The sequence below is a fragment of the Acinetobacter sp. V102_4 genome, assembly GCF_031799005.1.
In the GTDB taxonomy this organism is placed as follows: domain Bacteria; phylum Pseudomonadota; class Gammaproteobacteria; order Pseudomonadales; family Moraxellaceae; genus Acinetobacter; species Acinetobacter calcoaceticus.
Map to the genome: position 1 here is coordinate 151901 of NZ_JAVQNR010000032.1, position 18666 is coordinate 170566.

Annotated in this window: 14 protein-coding genes; 8 read left to right on the forward strand and 6 right to left on the reverse strand. The window is 38.8% G+C overall.

The window, feature by feature from the left end; translation table 11 throughout:
* Window positions 1-3: 3 nt before the first annotated feature.
* The 5 genes from RMB13_RS03285 to gshA form a co-directional block, all read right to left on the reverse strand.
* A complete protein-coding gene (locus RMB13_RS03285) occupies window positions 4-2364 on the reverse strand; it encodes a hypothetical protein (RefSeq protein ID WP_311084400.1) in 2361 nt (786 codons plus the stop codon).
* Window positions 2361-2924 (reverse strand): hypothetical protein, encoded by a 564-nt coding sequence (locus RMB13_RS03290; RefSeq protein WP_311084401.1) that lies wholly within the window; start codon window positions 2922-2924, stop codon window positions 2361-2363. Before RMB13_RS03290 ends, RMB13_RS03285 begins: the two co-directional genes overlap by 4 nt.
* An 11-nt stretch (window positions 2925-2935) precedes the next feature.
* Entirely contained in the window at window positions 2936-6265 is a 3330-nt protein-coding gene (locus tag RMB13_RS03295; protein WP_311084402.1) for a type VI secretion system Vgr family protein, read from the reverse strand.
* A gap of 157 nt (window positions 6266-6422) precedes the next feature.
* Window positions 6423-6944, reverse strand: a complete 522-nt coding sequence (locus RMB13_RS03300) for a disulfide bond formation protein B (protein WP_311084403.1) — start codon at window positions 6942-6944, stop codon at window positions 6423-6425.
* Between the two features lie 16 nt (window positions 6945-6960).
* Window positions 6961-8538, reverse strand: coding sequence for a glutamate--cysteine ligase (gene gshA / locus RMB13_RS03305; RefSeq protein ID WP_062850311.1), 1578 nt, complete (start codon window positions 8536-8538; stop codon window positions 6961-6963).
* Between the two features lie 168 nt (window positions 8539-8706).
* Here gshA and RMB13_RS03310 point away from each other — a divergent pair, with 168 nt between their 5' ends.
* The 5 genes from RMB13_RS03310 to RMB13_RS03330 all read left to right on the forward strand — a co-directional run bounded on the left by RMB13_RS03310 (window position 8707) and on the right by RMB13_RS03330 (window position 13849).
* The gene (locus RMB13_RS03310; RefSeq protein ID WP_017391070.1) at window positions 8707-9246 is read left to right on the forward strand and encodes a DUF924 family protein; all 540 of its coding nucleotides are present in this window, start codon (window positions 8707-8709) and stop codon (window positions 9244-9246) included.
* 59 nt (window positions 9247-9305) lie between these two features.
* Window positions 9306-9869, forward strand: a complete 564-nt coding sequence (locus RMB13_RS03315; RefSeq protein ID WP_132070647.1) for a CC0125/CC1285 family lipoprotein — start codon at window positions 9306-9308, stop codon at window positions 9867-9869.
* Between the two features lie 13 nt (window positions 9870-9882).
* Window positions 9883-11193, forward strand: coding sequence for a DUF445 domain-containing protein (locus tag RMB13_RS03320; RefSeq protein ID WP_080028008.1), 1311 nt, complete (start codon window positions 9883-9885; stop codon window positions 11191-11193).
* Between the two features lie 27 nt (window positions 11194-11220).
* A complete protein-coding gene (locus tag RMB13_RS03325) occupies window positions 11221-12375 on the forward strand; it encodes a pyridoxal phosphate-dependent aminotransferase (RefSeq protein WP_311084404.1) in 1155 nt (384 codons plus the stop codon).
* Between the two features lie 106 nt (window positions 12376-12481).
* Window positions 12482-13849: an MATE family efflux transporter gene (locus RMB13_RS03330; RefSeq protein WP_213033733.1), complete on the forward strand. Its 1368-nt coding sequence runs from the start codon at window positions 12482-12484 to the stop codon at window positions 13847-13849.
* A 57-nt stretch (window positions 13850-13906) separates the two neighbouring features.
* Here the strand turns inward: RMB13_RS03330 and RMB13_RS03335 are convergent, their stop codons facing one another.
* Window positions 13907-14740 (reverse strand): SDR family oxidoreductase, encoded by an 834-nt coding sequence (locus RMB13_RS03335; RefSeq protein ID WP_005044336.1) that lies wholly within the window; start codon window positions 14738-14740, stop codon window positions 13907-13909.
* Window positions 14741-14951: 211 nt separating this feature from the next.
* Between RMB13_RS03335 and RMB13_RS03340 the strand changes: the two genes are divergently transcribed.
* The 3 genes from RMB13_RS03340 (at window position 14952) to phoR (ending at window position 17956) form a co-directional block, all read left to right on the forward strand.
* Window positions 14952-15623, forward strand: a complete 672-nt coding sequence (locus RMB13_RS03340; protein ID WP_003654165.1) for a TetR/AcrR family transcriptional regulator — start codon at window positions 14952-14954, stop codon at window positions 15621-15623.
* Window positions 15624-15877: 254 nt separating this feature from the next.
* Window positions 15878-16588, forward strand: a complete 711-nt coding sequence (gene phoB / locus RMB13_RS03345; RefSeq protein WP_003654166.1) for a phosphate regulon transcriptional regulator PhoB — start codon at window positions 15878-15880, stop codon at window positions 16586-16588.
* 9 nt (window positions 16589-16597) lie between these two features.
* Window positions 16598-17956, forward strand: a complete 1359-nt coding sequence (gene phoR / locus RMB13_RS03350) for a phosphate regulon sensor histidine kinase PhoR (RefSeq protein WP_311084405.1) — start codon at window positions 16598-16600, stop codon at window positions 17954-17956.
* Window positions 17957-18666 lie beyond the last annotated feature (710 nt).

An 18666-nucleotide genomic window follows, 5' to 3' on the forward strand; every position in this document is an offset into this window, starting at 1 on the left:
TACTTACCTACCTGTGTGTGACCAATGAGGTGCATCTTTACTACCATACCAAATTACACCATGTTTTTTGCCTAATTGTGTTAATGTTGCCCAGTTTGTAATTTTTGTACTTTCACCATCAATAACAACAACTTTTCCAACATAATTAGATATTCTCATATCTACTGCTTTTTTCCTATTATGGTTTGAGGAACCTGGTTTACCCACAGGATTCGTACCTATACCATATTTTTTATACATTGCTTTTGCGGCTTTTACTGCTTCAGTTTTATTTCCTTTATGTGTCCAATCAATATTTAATCCAGGGAAAGGAGGTACTTTATCTACAGCAATTTCTCCTCTTGCTATTGCTGTAGAGTAATACATTAAATAACTTCTTTCAGTTGGACGCCAAGTTGTATTAATTACAACACTAATACCAGCATTTTTCATACCATTAATAAATTTTGTGGCGTTAGTTCTGAAAGGCTCAGCTAAATCACTTAAGCTATTACTTTGTAAAAATAAACTACACCAATCCACTCCACTAAATTTTAGTTGAGATGAATCTGACTTAGTAACATTAATAGATATAGGTTTCATATCTTTTTGTAATACTACTTGGGTCAATAGATCGGTATTTTCAAATATTTTTATTGTTTGTCCGGCTTGGCCCTTATGTATTTTTGCACCTAGACCACTAACACCGCTTATATGAGAGTTTTTATTTCCTTTATATTCAATTATATATTCACAATTACTAACTAACTGTTTAGATATTTTGTCATAAGTTAAAATTTTAAACTCTATATCACTATTATCTATAACAATAGTTTTAGGATGCCCTTCTGTACTGGTTTTTACTTTTTCATCTCTCTTAGGAGTAGAGTCATGAGTTTCAACTGGTTTATCAACTAGTTGCTTATGTTTTGATGAAAGAACTGGTTGTTTAGACTGAGGTATTTCTAGAACTTTAGCGCCTGTCTTTATATTTTTTGATGCTTGTTCTATTGCTGAAGAATCAACATCAATAATACGAAGCGATTTATTTTTATCAACTTTGATTGTTAATAAATTCCGTTCATCTCTGAGTTTATAATTCAGTTCGAACCCTAGCATTGCACTAACAGTTATCTTTCCATTGCCATCAGTCTTTTTTTGCTTTATTTGATTTCTATATTTTTGAATTAAATTCAAATTTGTTATAGGTTTTTTTGTATCGCTATGTCTGAAAAGGATATTAAAAGTATGTAAATTAAGCTTTACAGTCTTTTCTCCCATACCTTCTTGGGTTGTAAAACGAATAATTTCTTGTTTTGAGTCCAGCCCACTAATTAAGACTACAATTTCTTCACCACTTAATGCTACTAAGTTATTTTCAATACCATTAGCACCTACATTATGCTGCTTTTCAGCATTTTTATATTTCAGAAAGTAGGAAAAATTTGGAATTACCTTATTTTCGCTATCTATGATCTTAATACTAAAATTAACGTTTTTTTGTTTAGTATTATTCTCTCCAACTTCTGCTTTTTTTTCATTATTTACTTCAGCTTTAGTATCTTTTTTTACAGATTCTTGCTTTTGACTAGGTGATGCCTGTTGGTTATGTATATCAGTTTGAGATTTTACTCCACTACGACCACTTGCAACGACTATAACCGAAGAATGATTTTTCCCATCAGCAATTAATAAAACTTCTTTATTGTTATTATCAACTACTTGAACGCCATCAATAGTAAATCTTGCCCCCCAACCATCTTGCACAAGAAATGATCTAATTTTACCTTGATTATTAGTAACCAAATTACTTAACGCTGGTACTGCTTTTGTTTTCTTGTACCCAATACTTACACTAGACTTAACAAGTACATTAGCACTTCTATCAACAAATTGGACATAGAAACGTGATGTGCCTTTATATCTATACCAACGCATATCATCATTTTCTGTTCCTTTTATTTTTACTTCTTCAGTCAAGGGACTTTTAGCAAAATCTGGAACTAGTGAAGTATATTTTTCTGGATTTTTCTTATGTAAAGCTGCTTGAGCTTTAGGGCTAAAATATAATACAACTCCATTTGTTATATCCTCTTCCTGTCCTTGATAAATTGGTGATATTGCTTCAATAATATCTTGCATATGATCAGATATATTCCCAGAATGCATTTCTGTCACAGCTTTTTTAAAAGGTGGATTTTTATCAGTAATAGCATCGAAATTCTTTTTTAAAATATCACTGACATTTCTTGCATTAATCCATTCTCCAAAACCAATCCTATTTTTTATACAGTGTGCCACAACTTTCCAAGTGGTTGGACTACATCCTCCAGCTTCTCCTGCCACCGTCCCAACAAACTTTATAAATTCTTCTGAATAACTCATTTACTGTTACTTCCACAAGGATTTTGGATTTTCTTTTTAAACAGAATTTCACCATAATCATTTGCAATTAAATTGAGTTCTCCAGCATTATCAAATTTAGACATCTCACTAAAATCACTGTAATAATTAAATTTTGATGGAAGAATATTGAATTTCTTATCACTTAGGTCTATTAAAATTTTTCTATTATTAGTGAACATCTTTTTTGCATATATTTTCTTTTTACGACTATCACTTTCTATAATACATTTAGACTTAATATCAAAACTAATCAATTCCTCAGTATAGTCTTCCTCATGTTTTCCAATAAAGTAATGCCCTACACAAGGTGAACCACATGAACTTACTACATGAAAGATGTCTTCACTAACTTTTTCAATATTTGGTGATTTTATATTGCGTAATAAAATACTTTTTTTACCATTTACTGTTAGCACAACATTACAACTTGTCTCATATTCGTCCGTACACTGCGAAATAAGATTAAAATCTTCTTTTGCATAACTTTTCAGTGAAAATAAAACCAAAAAGAGGCAAGCCATATTTTTTTTATTAAACATCAGTAATTCTCCTAATCATTATGTGTATGTTCATGGTCAATTCCACACCCACAGCCATCGACCTCTTCACCATCTAGTGATTCAGCTTCCTGTTCAGGAATTAGCTCTTTAATTTCTGTTAAATAAGCTCCTGGTACTAAAGCGAGTTCTACATTATCAATAGAGTCACTATAAACTCTCGCACTGCTTTCTTGATCAAATTCATATACAGCTTCGATTTTCTTAGAGTGATTAATCAATTTATATTTCATATTTTTTAATATTTTAGTATCAAATATCTCACTTAAGTCAAATCTCATACTATACATCCCTGTTGTTGGCATTTTCGGCAACTCAGCATTTACTGTTGCCCCACCCATAAACAAATGCTGCCCAGCTTTACTTTCAAACTTACCGCCTGTTGTTGAAAATACGCCATCCGCATTAATTTTGAGCTGCGACCCACCCGCTGTTAATACAATTTCTTTTGGACTAGTAAGTTCGATTTTATCTTCAGTAGAAATGAGCTTGATAACTTTCTTGGCAATCGCTTCAATAGCATCATCTTGCGCTTGTAGTTCGAGCTTTCCTTTTGCTGCATAAGCACGTAAACCCTTTTGCGCAGCAAACAAACTAATTTTGTCTTGTGCATGTCCGATGATATTTTTCTGTGCGCTTAAATTAATTGAACCGCTGGCACTTTCGGCAATATCCTGTGAAGCTTGCAGAATAATATTTTCAGGTGTTGTTAGAGCAATGCCATTTGGCGATGCTAATAACATAAGGGCTTGTCTAAAAATTTTGCCTTGTTCTTGCTGCTTAGCATCTGAACTACTTTCTAAACCTTGGGTATAACCCTCCATAAAGCCTTGTAAAGAACCCAATGCTTTAGAAGGTGTCACTTCTAATTTACTACCTTTACTAAAAGTTCCGCATACACTCATCAAGTCAAAGTCTTTAGTCTCGACATTGGCTAAGACTTTGCTGACCTCTTTAAGACTTTCAAATGGATTTTGATGAATTCGATCTTTAATGCTTGCGAGTTTACCTTTAACAATGTCAGCACCATGTTCTTCAACATTTTCAATAAAGGCTTTTAAATTCTCTACCGAATCTTTAGCATCGCTAAAGAAAGTATTAAATTCATCTACAACTCCTTTTGCATCGCCACCTAGTGCACCAATATCTTCAATAAAACCACCACAATCTTTTAACGCATGAATAGGATCGTTATTAATCCCTTCTTTAAATAGATTTACCGTGCTATTTAAAGCCTGCCCTGTGGTTTTTAGCTCAAGTGACTGGATGAATTTGGGTAACCGGTTAATCACGTTCAAAGCATCAGTTTGTTGCTTGGCTGCAACTTCACTGAGCATTTTCATGCTTTCATAGCCTTGTGAAAGTAAGGATTGAGCTTGTGCAGCTTCTAAATGATCTGCAATCGCCTGCTCTTGTGCATAGGTACTAATGAGCATGCCTTTACCTGCACGCACGGCTCCCCAAGCGTCTGTTCTCAGCTCAAAACCTTCTCCACGACCTTGGCTAGTCGCCTGCTCTTTAGGATGGCTTAAATTACCTAAATTCAGCTGTGTTGCTGCATGGCTACTTTGTAGTTGGGTACTGATTTGCCCTGTCGTATCGTCAAATCGTAATTGGTTAAAACCACTACCGCTGATTTCCTGACTACGAATACCGCTGAGTTTTTTAGTATCAGGAAGCTGTCCTTTCACATCAAACTTGGTTGGTGAACGCTGCGCTTCATGAATACGCCCAGTCACAAATGGACGGTCAATATTGCCATCAAAGAAGTCAATGACCACTACTTCACCAATACGCGGTAAGAAGCGTGCGCCATAACCTTCCCCTGCCCAGGGAGTCAGTACATCGACCCAAGCTGAATCTGTATCGTTGTCATTGCTGCCTGCCCCACCATCATGGCCATGATCATCACTGCGGGTAAACAGAAAACGCACCTTGATGCGCCCCCATTCATCGACATGGATGGTCTCTCCCTCTGGCCCCACAACTTTCGCTCTTTGCGGGTAGGCAATCGGACGATGCTGTTCTGGATTATATTCAGGTGTCGTTTTGATTTGACGGCGAATTAAAGTCAGCTCATTACCTTGACGCTCAATATCGTCATAACCATGTTTGTCCCAACGACTTTGAGTTAGCAACTGACTAACTTGTTGATGCAAATCTTTTGGTAAATTGTTTTGGTTGTAGAAATTTTTAGCGATAATCAAGAACTCTTGATCAGCCCCTTCATGTTGATCAATTTCAGGATGCTCTCGGAGATTAAACCAATAGCCGACTTGGCTATCTCGAACACTGCTATAAGCTTTGAAGTATTTGGCCTGACTGGCATACATGTCATTAAACTGCTGATTCAGTTTCTCTAGCTGATTGCTAGTTGAAGCAGTAGCTTGATCCTCACCTTTTAAATCTTGCATCCAAGCAGGACTCATATGCCATGCTTGCTCAAGGCTTAAACTCGCCGAATCAAAATTGTCTGAATGTGTATGGGTAGTAATGACGGAACCAGCGCCTTCTTCTTGTGCTAAGGCATCGGGCTGCCAGCGTTGCACATGAACAGCAGTCGGTTGCAGACTCCGCACCGCAACAAAACCCGTAATACTATCTTGATATTCTGTCGCGCTACTTCGGTGATAGCGAATGCTACGGCGTGCTAAAGCTTGGTACTGGTTATTATCATCAATTAATCTAAGCTTTTGGGCTTGTACTGGAGCAGTAAAATGAGGAACAAAAAGCTCTGATTCATCAATTAGCCAACTAACACCTTCACTTCGCCATACACGCGTAAGAAAGTCATAGTCGGATTCATTATGCTGCATGATAAATGGACGAGTATCATAACTCTGGCTTAACCCACTCAGGTCTAGGCTTAAACTTGTCGCAAAAAGTGGACTTTTTTCTTGCCACTCTTTGAATAGAACTTCGGTAATTTCTACAATACTTTTATTCATAAAAACACGACTGTTACGGCGTTTATGCCATAAATTTGTCGCGTCTTTTAAGGTCAATTTATAAAGCGTTAAAGCACCATCACTTTGGCCATAACTGGCTTCAGTCACAATTCCTGTAGTTCGAAACAATTGGCCAGAATCTGTAGCCTGATCAACGGCAACCTGAACGCCTATAAACTGCTTCAATGCAATTTGGGCACTCGTCGAAAGGCAAATTAACTCAGCTTCAATTCCCCCATTTAGCTGATGTTGGCCTTCTATACGTTGTAAAAAAACTTGGTGATTAAGCAATTCATTAGAAAATTGCACGTGGATCGCACGTTTCTGTGCGCTTAATCCTATTTTTTCCAAAACATTAAAGATATTAAAAAACATTTTTTATAATCATAAGGATATAAAACGGCTGCACTTTATAAAAAACAGACCCATCTGTCTATAACATTATGCTTTTTTTCAATTCGTTTTTTTATATTTTGATTAATTTTAAAACAATAAAAAAGCCCAACTTCATGTTGGGCTTTTTTTAATCTGTTTAAACTCTTTTTTTAGCGGTTTTAAACACTGGATAAAAACGGAACAATTGCCATAAACATACGAGTAATAGCAAAATGAAATAGACCAATGACCAAACTGGTAAAGACTGACCTAAAAAGGTCCAGTCAATTGCAGCACATTCACCTGAACCCGACAGGACTTCCTGTAAAACTGTTTTCATTGGTAAGGCATCAACTAAATAGTTTAAGCCCGGACCACAGCTTGGTACTTGATCAGGTGGTAAATGTTGTAGCCAGACATGACGGCCTGCTACACCCACTGACCATAAAATTGCGATGCCAGCCAAAAATGCGTAAAAGCGTTTAACCGCATTGGAAACAGGGTTATGCAAAAATGCAATCAGTGCCACAAGGCCCATTGCCATTAAGCCAACACGTTGAAAAATACAGAGCGGACATGGCTCTAAACCTTTTACATGTTCCAGATACAACGCAAAAGACATGCCGACAATACTTGCAAAAACAAGTAGTCCACTCACCAAACGGTAACTTAATCGCATGTAAAACCTCATTTTATTATCGATATTGTTCAAGATATTGGTCAAAACTGACCTGAGTATCTTGCTCAAGTTGTTCTTGCTGCTGTAAAGATTGTGCAGCCAATTGCTCAAAATGTTTCAAGGTTTCCACACTAAGCTCATGCTCCTCATAACTTTCAGCATGTAATTGCGCCATGTGGCTACCAAAACTCCAAGTTCCACCATGCTTTAACGTATCGTCAATAACATGGGCTGACAAAGTTTCATCAACTTCATCAATTCGTGCTTGCATGATCGCTAACGCAGAACCATACAGCTCTGTTGCATAGGTCTGATCGAGTAACTGCGCACAACCTTGCATCTGAGCAATATACAAACGTGCCCAATCTTCGATGTGATAAGAACCGTTTAAATCTGTAATGGTTGCATTCGGCGCTCGGCCACGATTCACCACTTCAGTCTGGTTCTTTTCAATCAAATCTTGCTCAGGGCCTAACAGCTCTGGGCTATCACTTAACAAGCAATAAAGTGCTAACACTTCAAGGAAGCCAGCCGTCGTTTCATCAACGCCAATTGACGAATATGGGTTTACATCAACAGCACGTAGCTCAACATATCCCACTCCTCGATTTTTCAAGGCTTGAGACGGCGTTTCACCCGCTTGAGGCACCTGTTTTGGACGTACGAGACTGTAATATTCATTCTCGATCTGCAAAACATGATCATTAATTTGCAACGGCTCACCAGCGGCATCATTTAACCCTAAACGGCTAAATGGTGGGTAAGGAGAATGAACGGCTTTTTGTAAACCATCCAGATAGCCAGTCAAATTGTTGTAATGAATACCTAAGCTTTTTTGGGCTGAGTTTTGATAGCCCAATCGCCCCATACGTAAAGCTGTAGCATACGGTAAATAGTATGAACCTTTGATTAAAGGCAACAACTGATGTTTATGTCCGGTTAAGAAACAACGACATACCGTTGGGCTCGCACCCACCAAAAACATAACCAGTGGCGTTAAACGGATAAAATTACGAATAAGACCAAAATAACGATGGCTACGATAATCCTGCAAACTTAATGATTTTAATTGCTCATCAGTTTCATGAGCTTGCAACTCAGCAAAAAGCGTATCTGGAAAAGATAAATTGTAATGCACACCTGAAATCGTCTGCATACGACGACCATAACGAATTCCTAACCCACGACGGTATAGTGTTTTAAAGCGACCAATATTAGAAGTGCCATACTGCGCTAGACGAATTCGTTCTTCATTGTCATCTAACATACATGGCATAGACAGCGGCCAAAGTTTTTCACCATTTTCTAAATGACGATGCACAACCGCATGAATATCGGTGAGCTCATGTAAAGCTTCGCCAATCGTTGGCTTTGGAGAAGTAATAAACTCCATCAATGCTTCTGAATAATCAGTCGTAATTTGCGGATGTGTTAAAGCTGAACCTAATGCTTTTGGATGTAACTCTTGCGATAAGAACCCATTACTTTGCATACGTAGGCTTTCACGCTCTATTCCACGTAACATGCCTTGTAGTAGCGACGAATCCACCCAAGCAGGAATAACTGATTGAGATGGTGTAGTGGGTTGACTCATGCATTTGCTCGCTTATTAAAGATCACTATATACAAAATCGTGAGATGATACGGTTACTTATATAATCACATCATTCCAGTTTGGCAATTTTTATCACAATCTTGTTATTTAAGACACGAAAGAATTGTGATTTTATTGAAGAATAATTGCTAAAGAGTTGTCAATATCATGAACGATCAAGACATTTTAAACTTCTGGTTTTCACCTGAACACCGTTCACTTTGGTTTGCAAAAAGTGATGATTTTGACAAAAAAATTCGTGAAAATTTTTCTGACGTTCATCGACAGGCAACTCAAGCAGAACTCTGGTCTTGGCGAAAAACGGCTGAAGGCCGTCTGGCAGAGATTATTGTACTAGACCAGTTTTCTCGCAACATTTATCGTGATCAACCACAATCTTTTGCTTACGACAGCCTTGCTTTAGCTTTGGCACAAGAAGCCATTAGCTTGCAATTAGATGCACAGCTTAATCCAGAGCAACGCTCTTTTTTATATATGCCGTTTATGCATAGTGAATCAAAATTGATCCATGAGTTTGCGTTAAAACTATTTCAACGCCTCGGCAATGAAATTAATTTAAGCTTTGAGAAAAAGCATAAAGTGATTATCGATCGCTTTGGTCGTTATCCTCATCGCAATGCGATTCTAGGACGTGTCTCCACTCCAGAGGAAACCGAATTTTTATTAGAACCAAACAGTAGTTTTTAAAACTTCTTAATTTTTAACGCTGAGTCATTTATTTTTTAATGCTTAGCTGGGAGTTCATCATGAAATATCTCTCTCTTTGTTTAGCCTTAGGCACTGCCTTAACTCTAACTGCTTGTGCAACAACGCCAAGTAAACCAAGAACCTTTGATCAGCTTGGTCAGTTTTCAGCATATCCTTTAAATGCCCAAACTTTTCGGATTAGTTTTCAAGCCGACCCGAATATGAGTTATGGCGCAGCTGAAGAAATCACTTTAGTAAAATCAGCACAAACGACGGTACAAAAAGGCTTCCGCTTTTTTAAAGTGCAAAATGATCCAAGTAATCAAAGTCAGAAACCGCCACGTCAAGCCGTGGTTTACCCATCTGCTCCAAGTTTTTACCCATATGGTTACGGTCGTCGTTACCCTGGTTTCTGGCATGATCCGTTCTATGATTACCCACAAGTGGTCAATATCGATCCTGTTCAAGTGTCGTATACTATTGAATGTTATCGGGATCAGAAGCAGGCTCCTCAGGATGCTTTTGATGCAACCTTGATCTTGAAATCAATCGGACAAAAATATGGATTGAGTCCGACAGGAGAGCTGTTGCCCCCGCCTGCGCCTCCAGTAAAACAAAAATGAATAGGATAAATTTATGAACATGGCAGAAGAAGTCCACCACGTGCCCAGTCTTAAACGTAGCAAATATTTTGCCACTCTAGCGCTTATTATTGTCGTTGTGCTGTGGGTTGCACTGATGGTAGCCGACCGTTTTCTGCCAGAGTACACAGGTTTTATTCATATTTTAATGTTAGGGGCTGAAGCCGGCGTGGTAGGTGGCTTAGCCGACTGGTACGCGATTACAGTTCTATTTCGGAACCCATTTGGTAAGTTACCAATTCCTAAGTTTTTACGCGACCATACCGAGATTATTCCGCGCAACAAAGCTCGCATTGCAGAGTCAATGGGCCGTTTTGTACAGGAAAATTTTCTTTCGCCTCAAGTGGTAGAACGAAGCTTAGAAAAAACTGACTTAAGCCTCGCAATTGGTCAATGGCTAGCAAGTCCACAAAACAATACGCAAGTGGTACAGCTTATTCAGCAAACTGTGCCGAAAATTTTTGAGTTTGTTAGCCAAGATCAAATTGCCAACTTTGTGCAAAACAATAGTGTGCAATGGGTACGTAATACCGAAGTCAATAAACTCGCAAGTGAAATGCTCCGCGCAGTATTGGAAAATGACTTCCACCAAGACGTTTTACAGCGTGGACTCGATATCGCCCATGAGTGGGTGGTACAAAACCCAGATAAAACCCGTGAATTAACCCGAAAGATGTTTAAAGCACTGGGTGTCTGGTCACTTGCAAAAGGTGCAAGCTGGATTGGTATTGATGTTCAACAACGCACCATCGACTCACTCGTTGAAAAAGTAGAATCGATGCTGGCAGACCATGAACATCCTTGGCGACAGGAAATTGAAACCATTGCCCATTCGCTCATGCTTGAGCTAGCAAAACCAGACAGTGCTGCCAGCCAACGCCTAAACAGCGGTAAAGATGCCCTTTTAGACAGCCCGCAAGTCCTAAATTTCATCAGTGGTGCTGTCACCATTTTGTGTGATGCCATTAAAGAAGATTTAATGAAAAAAGACTCAGGTATTGCAATGAACCTTCGGGCTGCTATTCAGCAACTGGGTGAAAACCTTGTTCAAAATGCCAAAGTACGCGAAGTGTTGAACAAAGAAATGACAGGACTTGCGCTGAATTTTACAGACCAATATAGCCATAAAATCATCCGCTATGTGAGCGAACGCATTCATGAATGGGATTCGCGCGAAATGATCGGAAAAATTGAAAACGAAGTCGGTGGCGACTTACATATGATCCGTGTGAACGGCGTTGTAGTCGGGGCATTTATTGGTTTAACACTCGGTGTAATTCGGGCAGTGATTGAATCAATTTTATAACTTTAAATATTTTTATAAGAGAACAATATGCTACAGCTTCAGTCAAAATTGGCCACTCAAGGCGTGACGATTTTTAGCACCATGACGGCAATGGCACATCGACTAGGTGCACTCAACCTGTCACAAGGTTTTCCAGATTTTCCGGCTCCACCAGCCTTACTGGAAGCCTTATCTCAGGCGACTTTGGCTGGACATAATCAATACCCACCTGGCGATGGTATTCTCGGTTTACGTGAACAGCTTGCTTTACAATTTCAGCAACGCGACCAACTTCAACTAGATCCTGTCACGCAAATTACCATTACTCCCGGCGCAACCATTGCAATTTTTTGTGCCATACAGGCATGCATTAATGCGGGCGATGAAGTCATTATTTTTGATCCAAGTTACGACAGCTACGGCCCATCCGTGCAGTTAGCAGGTGGTAAAGCCATTCACATCGCTCTTAAAGCACCCGATTTTAAGGTGAACTGGCAACAGGTTAAAGATCTGATTAACGATAAAACTCGAATGATTGTGGTGAATACTCCCCATAATCCAACAGGTACCATCTGGGATAAACAGGATTGGTTAGAACTCATTGAACTGATTCAGGATAAAAACATTGTGATTTTATCTGATGAAGTCTATGAACACTTGGTCTTTGATGGTCAACAACACTTCAGCGCATTGCATTTTCCAGAGCTCAGAGAGCGTAGTTTTGTGATCGGTTCTTTTGGAAAAACCTTTCATGTAACAGGCTGGAAAACAGGTTATTGCGTCGCTTCACCTGAGTTAATGCGTTTATTCCGCCAAATTTACCAATATGCGAATTTCTGTGGCACGACACCTTGTCAGATTGCCCTAGCGCAATATATGGAGCAACATCCAGAACATATTCAAGAGCTGCCACAGTTCTACCAAACTAAGCGAGATCATTTTAATCAGGCGATTCACCATAGCCGTTTCTTGCTAAAACCGTCTCAAGGTACTTATTTCCAAAATCTCGATTACAGTCAAATTCGGCCTGACCTGAACGATGTTGAAATGTGCCAGTTTCTAGCAGAACAACATAAGATTGTGGCTATCCCAGTTTCGGTTTTCTACAAGCAAGCGCCGGAGTCTTTACGTTTGATTCGTTTCTGCTTTGCTAAAAATGATAAGACATTGCAAAAAGCAGGAGAAATTCTGAATCAATGTTAATAAATTTAGCCACTTAGCATAGTAAAAACACTACAAGCCATTTGCTCTAACTATGCTAAGTTGGATATCTGCCCCGCTCATCAAAGAGATGGGCGATGGAGAATGCATGCCACCAAGACAGTCTTTAATTCATCAGCAAAATCTATGGAAAACATTTTTTGTTTTCTTGCTCCCCCTGATTGCAACCAATATTTTGCAGAACTTGTCCGGAACTATTAACACCATCTTTGTTGGTCAAATGATGGGAGTAGATGCAATTGCCGCAGTTTCTGTATATTTCCCTATTTTATTCTTGCTTCTCGCTTTTATTATCGGGATTTCAACAGGTACGACTGTTTTAGTAGGGCAAGCATGGGGCGCGCAAAATATAGAGAAAGTCCAAAGTGTGGTGGGTTCTACCCTGTTTATGACACTGATTGGTGGGGTAATTACCGCGATTATTGGTGTGTTTTTTGCCCATGATATTTTAGAGTTATTAGGCACTGACCCCAAGGTAATGCATCTCGCTTTGCCTTATGTGCAGTGGATGCTGGCAGGCAGCCCGCTTCTGTTTGTTTATATTATCTATACTTCAATTTTACGTGGTGTAGGTGACAGTACTACGCCTTTACTGGCTCTTGCCTTAACCAGTGTCATCGGCGTAATTATTACACCAATTCTACTTAAAGGTTATTTTGGCTTCCCTGCTCTAGGGATTATTGCACCTGCCATAGCATCAATTATTAGTTATATCGCAATATTAATTTTTCTTGCGATTTATCTGAACAAGAAAAAGCATCCGCTTAGACCGAATCGTCAGCTTCTGCAACATATCCGTCACAATCCAGAACTGAGCAAAATCATTTTACGCTTAGGCGTCCCAACCGGCATTCAAATGATTACCACCTCAATGGCTGGCTTGGTTATTGTCGGGTTGGTTAACCGCTATGGCTCACATGCCACAGCAGCATATGGTGCGGTAAATCAGGTACTCAATTACATTCAGTTCCCCGCAATCTCTATTTCAATTGCGGCTTCAATTTTTGCCGCACAAGCGATTGGTGCAGGTAAATCTGACTTGTTATCTCGTGTGACTCGTACTGCCCTAGGCATGAACTTTTTATTTACGGGTACCTTAATTGCACTTGGCTATCTATTTTCAAAATATTTAATGGCTTTATTCATTACCGACCCAACTGTCGTCGTGTTAGGCCAGCAACTTTTATTTATAGTGCTTTGGGCAATTTTATTCTTTGGTGCGGGTGCCATTTTTGCATCGATCATGCGTGCCAGTGGAACTGTGACTGTCCCGATGCTCATTAATATTTCTGCTATTTTATTTATTGAGATTCCATGTGCTTACTGGTTTAGCTCAATGTGGGGGCTTAAAGGAATCTGGGTTGCCTATGCCTTGGCATTTGTGAGTTTATGTATTATTCAAGGGCTCTATTATCAATTCATCTGGAAGAAAAAGAAGATCAAAGTTCTCATTTAGAACTAATCAATTCTTATAAAAAAAGCCATCATTTGATGGCTTTTTTTGACTTTAAAATTATTTCATTAACTTGGTCACAATGGTAGAAGCACGTTGATACCCAGTTGGGAATACACGCTGGAATGCATCAAGAATTTTTGCATCACTACCAATCAATAAACGACGTTTATTTTTTAATACTGCTTGTAAAATTTGACGAGCCGCCTCTTCAGGTGGAGTACGTAATAACTTGTCAAAATTTTGAATCGATTTAGTCGGATCCATACCCAAACTATTCAAGCTATCACTCATTTTTGCAGATTTAGCAATATTGGTGCGGATTCCACCCGGATGTACACACAAAGAGCTTACGCCACTTTTTTCAATATCTAACTCTTGACGCAATGACTCGGTAAAACCACGAACAGCAAATTTAGTCGCGTTATAAGCAGATTGAGTCGGTTGAGCGGTTAAACCAAATAGGCTTGAAATATTAATAATATGGCCATCTTGAGTTTGCTTAATGAACGGTAAGAACTCTTTCGTTCCGTACACCACACCCCAGAAGTTAATCCCAACGATCCACTCTAAATCTTCGTAAGTCGCACCTTCAACAGTTGAACCTAGAGCGACTCCAGCGTTGTTGAAAATCAGGTTAACTGAACCATGATCCTGAACAGTTTCTTGGGCCCACTGCTTTACCGCTTCACGGTCAGAAACATCAAGCTTTTTGGTCGTCACAGTAATCGTGCTGTACGGTTTTAAAAGCTCAACGGTTTGCTGTAATCCCTTCTCATTAATATCACTCAACGAAAGATGGCAGCCCTGTTTTGCCAAAAGAATTGCGAGTTGTTGCCCAATGCCAGAACCTGCGCCCGTAATTGCAGCGACTTTGTTTTTAAAATTTTTCATTGTCCATCCTTTGTTTTTCGATATTTGCACAATCGGTTCATTGCATGTGCAGCTTAGACATCTTTAATATAATTTTGACAATATCCATTGTCAATATAGTACACTGTAATTTCAGATAGAATGGCACAATTCTGCTGAGAGCTTTATCATAGTGAGCATATTTGGCTAAAACCTATAAATTAGGAACCATTCTTTAGGAAACGACTTATTTATGGCGACAAACGACTCAACCAGTAAAAAGAAAACAAAAACTGTGAGTAAAGAACGTCAGTTCAAAGGGTTATCTCTATCTGAACGTAAAGAGGCACGCCGAGAAAAACTGATTGAAGCTGGCATTGCGACTTATGGAACACTCGGCTTTTTTTCCGTGACGGTCAAAGATGTCTGCCAAGAGGCAAAACTCACAGAACGCTATTTCTATGAATCATTTAAGAAGAGTGAAGATTTATTTCAAACCATCTTTTTAAAAATGATTGAAGAATTGCAGCAAAACCTGATGCAAGCCGTCATTAAAGCGACACCAGATCCAGAAAAAATGGTCGATGCTGGTTTAAGGGCACTGCTGACGACATTAAAAGACGACCCGAGATTAGCTCGCATTGTCTATGTTGACGCAGTTTTGGTACAAGAATTACATAATCAGGCCACCATTCAAGAAACACTTGCACAGTTTGATCGAATGATTCAGGCCTTTGTTATGTTGACCATGCCGCAAATCCAACACAACGAAAATGAGCTCTCTTTAATCGCGACAGGCTTAAATGGATATGTCACTCAAATTGCAATTCGATGGGTCATGGGAGGCTTTGAGCAGTCTCTTGAACAGGTTTTAACCGCGTGCCGCATTGTTTTCTTATCTTTATTGGCCAAGGTTTCAAAATAATATTAAAGTTTTTTGACACTCTAAAATGAGCAAAACCAGTTAAGCATTGAAGGTGATAACTTATTGAATGATTTTAAGAATATTTAAGCTTTCATGTCATCATTCGGTCACACCTTTGCCTTACTTTTGTCACAAATTATTGCTAAATTCAATTTTATAGACTTTTCTGCAATGAAATTGTCATAATTAATCTTTGTAATAAGCCTGTCATAACTACAAAACGGTTCACCGTTAAATCTATAGGATATTGCGCTGTGAAAGATGACTATATTTTAATTGTCGATGATGAGCTTCCTATTCGTGAAATGATCCATACTTCTTTGGACATGGCAGGCTTTCAATGTTTGCAGGCAGAAGATGCCAAACAGGCTCATCAAATTATCGTCGACCAACGTCCGGCGCTTATCTTGCTCGATTGGATGTTACCTGGAGGCGTAAGTGGTGTCGATTTATGTCGCCGCTTAAAACGTGATGAGAACTTAGCAGAAATTCCAGTAATTATGCTTACCGCTCGCGGAGAAGAAGACCACAAAGTACAAGGTCTTGATGCTGGCGCAGATGATTACATGACGAAGCCTTTCTCAACACGTGAACTGGTTTCACGTATTAAAGCGGTTCTGCGTCGTGCAAATGCATTAAGTGGCGAAAAAATGATTGACGCCAATGGCTTGATTCTTGATCCTGTGAGCCAACGTGTAAGCTTTGGCGACAGCATTTTAGATATGGGCCCAACTGAATATCGCTTACTTGCGTTTTTTATGACCCATCCAGAGCGTGCATATACACGTGCCCAGTTGCTCGATCAGGTCTGGGGCGGTAATGTATATATCGAAGATCGAACTATCGATGTGCACATCCGTCGTTTGCGTAAAGTTTTAGAACCTTTTGGTGTTGACCGATTTGTTCAGACCGTGCGTGGAACTGGCTACCGCTTCTCAACACGTGCAGATTTAGCCGCAGGTTAACCAAGATTTATGTATGAACCCTACCCCGTCCCCGAACAGGTACGTGAACAAAAGCTTTCCCGCTACAGTAGTTTATGGACGTTTGCCAAACAAGATTTACGGCTTTTATTATTTTTTATAATTATTGCCGGTTTAGTCGGTTTAGGCCTTGGGTATTTCTGGAGCTGTATTTTTATCGCCTTTGTGGTGTTTTTTACACTCCAGTTGCGTTCGCTTTATCTGGTCAATGACTGGATTGCAAATAAACCTTATGACGTTCCTCCAAACCTAAATGGGATTTGGGGAGCGTTATTGTTTAATGTTTACCGTGCCCAGCGTCAGGAACGAATCGTTCAAGCAGAAATGGTCGGTTTAATTGACCGCGCTCAGTCTTCTTTAGTGGCGCTTGCCGAAGCTGTTGTCCTCATTGATGACCAACATAAAATTGAATGGTGGAACCCTGCTGCTGAACGTTTGTTGGGTATCAGCCCTCTCGACCGTGGTCGAAATTTATTAACGATTTTACGCCAGCCGACCTTTATTGAATATTTTAACAATATTGATCAAGCACCCGACGGTATTAAACTACAGTCGAGTTTTGACGATGACCGATATGTACAGGTCAAGCTCACACGATTTGGTGGAGAAAGCCGTTTATTGGTGGCTTACGACGTTACTCGTATGCACAACCTTGAGCAAATGCGTAAAGACTTTGTAGATAATATTTCTCATGAACTTCGTACACCATTAACTGTACTCAGTGGTTATATCGAGACATTTACCGATCAAGAAGATATTAGTCCACGCTGGAAACGTGCGTTTGATCAAATGCAGTCACAAACCAAACGTATGAATGCTTTGGTGAATGATTTACTACTGTTATCGAATTTAGAAAATAATAAGAAAATTGCAAAAAATCAGATTATTGAAATGCCGAGTTTAATGAATCAACTGTTTGATGATGCTCAGGCCTACAATGCCGATTATGGGCATACACTCAATTTACATATTGATAGTCACTGTGACCTGATTGGTTCTGACATGGAAATCGCCAGTGCGTTTAGTAACTTAATTACCAATGCCATCAAATACACGCCAAAAGGTGGAACGATCACCATTGGCTGGCATGACGACGGTGAACATGCCTACTTTAGTGTACAAGATACAGGCATTGGAATTAATCCGAAACATTTACCACGTCTGACTGAACGCTTCTATCGTGTTGACAGTGACCGTAGTCGTCAAACAGGCGGTACAGGTTTAGGTTTAGCCATTGTGAAGCATGTATTAATGCAACATGGCGCTTATTTAGATGTCCAGTCTAAAGAAAATGAAGGTTCAACTTTTACAGTGTTTTTTCCTAAAGAAAGACTATATAACATGGCTTAAAAAGTATTCATTTCATACAAAGGGTGGATATTAAATAGACGCAGTGAAAGATACTTAGCCATTTTGTATATATAAGTTATTATGGACATGATTTTAATTTTTTGTCATTGATAATATCAAATACAACCTATAGTCAGCCTATATAAGTTATTTAATAAATCTTCTTTTTCTCTCATATCTATTTCATATATTAGAATTTATGAAATAGATATACTAACTGTACTTAAAAAAATAAAACCACTCAATTCATACAATATATATAATCAATGTCATTGATAATTTAAAAAATGGTTAAAATAAAAAACACCATTTAAACTAATTATTTAACAGTTTTAAAAACCACTTTCATTTTTAAATAAAATTAGTATTATTAACTCGCTACAAAAAACTTAATCCATAAGAACAGCTAACATAATAATTAAGCGAGGCTTAAATGACTATTAACCCAGTAGAAATAATATTGGAAAACCCTGAAATAAGTGATTTCTTTATTCTTGTCTTGAAAGATGGAGAAGCATTAAAAGTGGAAATTCTTCAGGTTGATCAAACTCAAAAAATCATTCACGTATCCATAGAAGACGAATCAACTCGGTTAATCTCTTTTGATCAAATTGAGATGCTTGAACCGCTTGAAGAAGAACCTTATATAGAAACTATTGATGATCAATTAAAACGTATCCCTATGGGCAAGTATTTGATGGTTTGGGGAC

Excerpts from the sequence above, each read along its gene's own strand:
- RMB13_RS03285 (WP_311084400.1), bottom strand. The coding sequence starts at position 2,364 with ATGAGTTATTCAGAAGAATTTATAAAGTTTGTTGGGACGGTGGCAGGA.
- RMB13_RS03290 (WP_311084401.1), bottom strand. The coding sequence starts at position 2,924 with ATGTTTAATAAAAAAAATATGGCTTGCCTCTTTTTGGTTTTATTTTCA.
- RMB13_RS03295 (WP_311084402.1), bottom strand. The coding sequence starts at position 6,265 with ATGTTTTTTAATATCTTTAATGTTTTGGAAAAAATAGGATTAAGCGCA.
- RMB13_RS03300 (WP_311084403.1), bottom strand. The coding sequence starts at position 6,944 with ATGCGATTAAGTTACCGTTTGGTGAGTGGACTACTTGTTTTTGCAAGT.
- gshA (WP_062850311.1), bottom strand. The coding sequence starts at position 8,538 with ATGAGTCAACCCACTACACCATCTCAATCAGTTATTCCTGCTTGGGTG.
- RMB13_RS03310 (WP_017391070.1), top strand. The coding sequence starts at position 8,707 with ATGAACGATCAAGACATTTTAAACTTCTGGTTTTCACCTGAACACCGT.
- RMB13_RS03315 (WP_132070647.1), top strand. The coding sequence starts at position 9,306 with ATGAAATATCTCTCTCTTTGTTTAGCCTTAGGCACTGCCTTAACTCTA.
- RMB13_RS03320 (WP_080028008.1), top strand. The coding sequence starts at position 9,883 with ATGAACATGGCAGAAGAAGTCCACCACGTGCCCAGTCTTAAACGTAGC.
- RMB13_RS03325 (WP_311084404.1), top strand. The coding sequence starts at position 11,221 with ATGCTACAGCTTCAGTCAAAATTGGCCACTCAAGGCGTGACGATTTTT.
- RMB13_RS03330 (WP_213033733.1), top strand. The coding sequence starts at position 12,482 with ATGCCACCAAGACAGTCTTTAATTCATCAGCAAAATCTATGGAAAACA.
- RMB13_RS03335 (WP_005044336.1), bottom strand. The coding sequence starts at position 14,740 with ATGAAAAATTTTAAAAACAAAGTCGCTGCAATTACGGGCGCAGGTTCT.
- RMB13_RS03340 (WP_003654165.1), top strand. The coding sequence starts at position 14,952 with ATGGCGACAAACGACTCAACCAGTAAAAAGAAAACAAAAACTGTGAGT.
- phoR (WP_311084405.1), top strand. The coding sequence starts at position 16,598 with ATGTATGAACCCTACCCCGTCCCCGAACAGGTACGTGAACAAAAGCTT.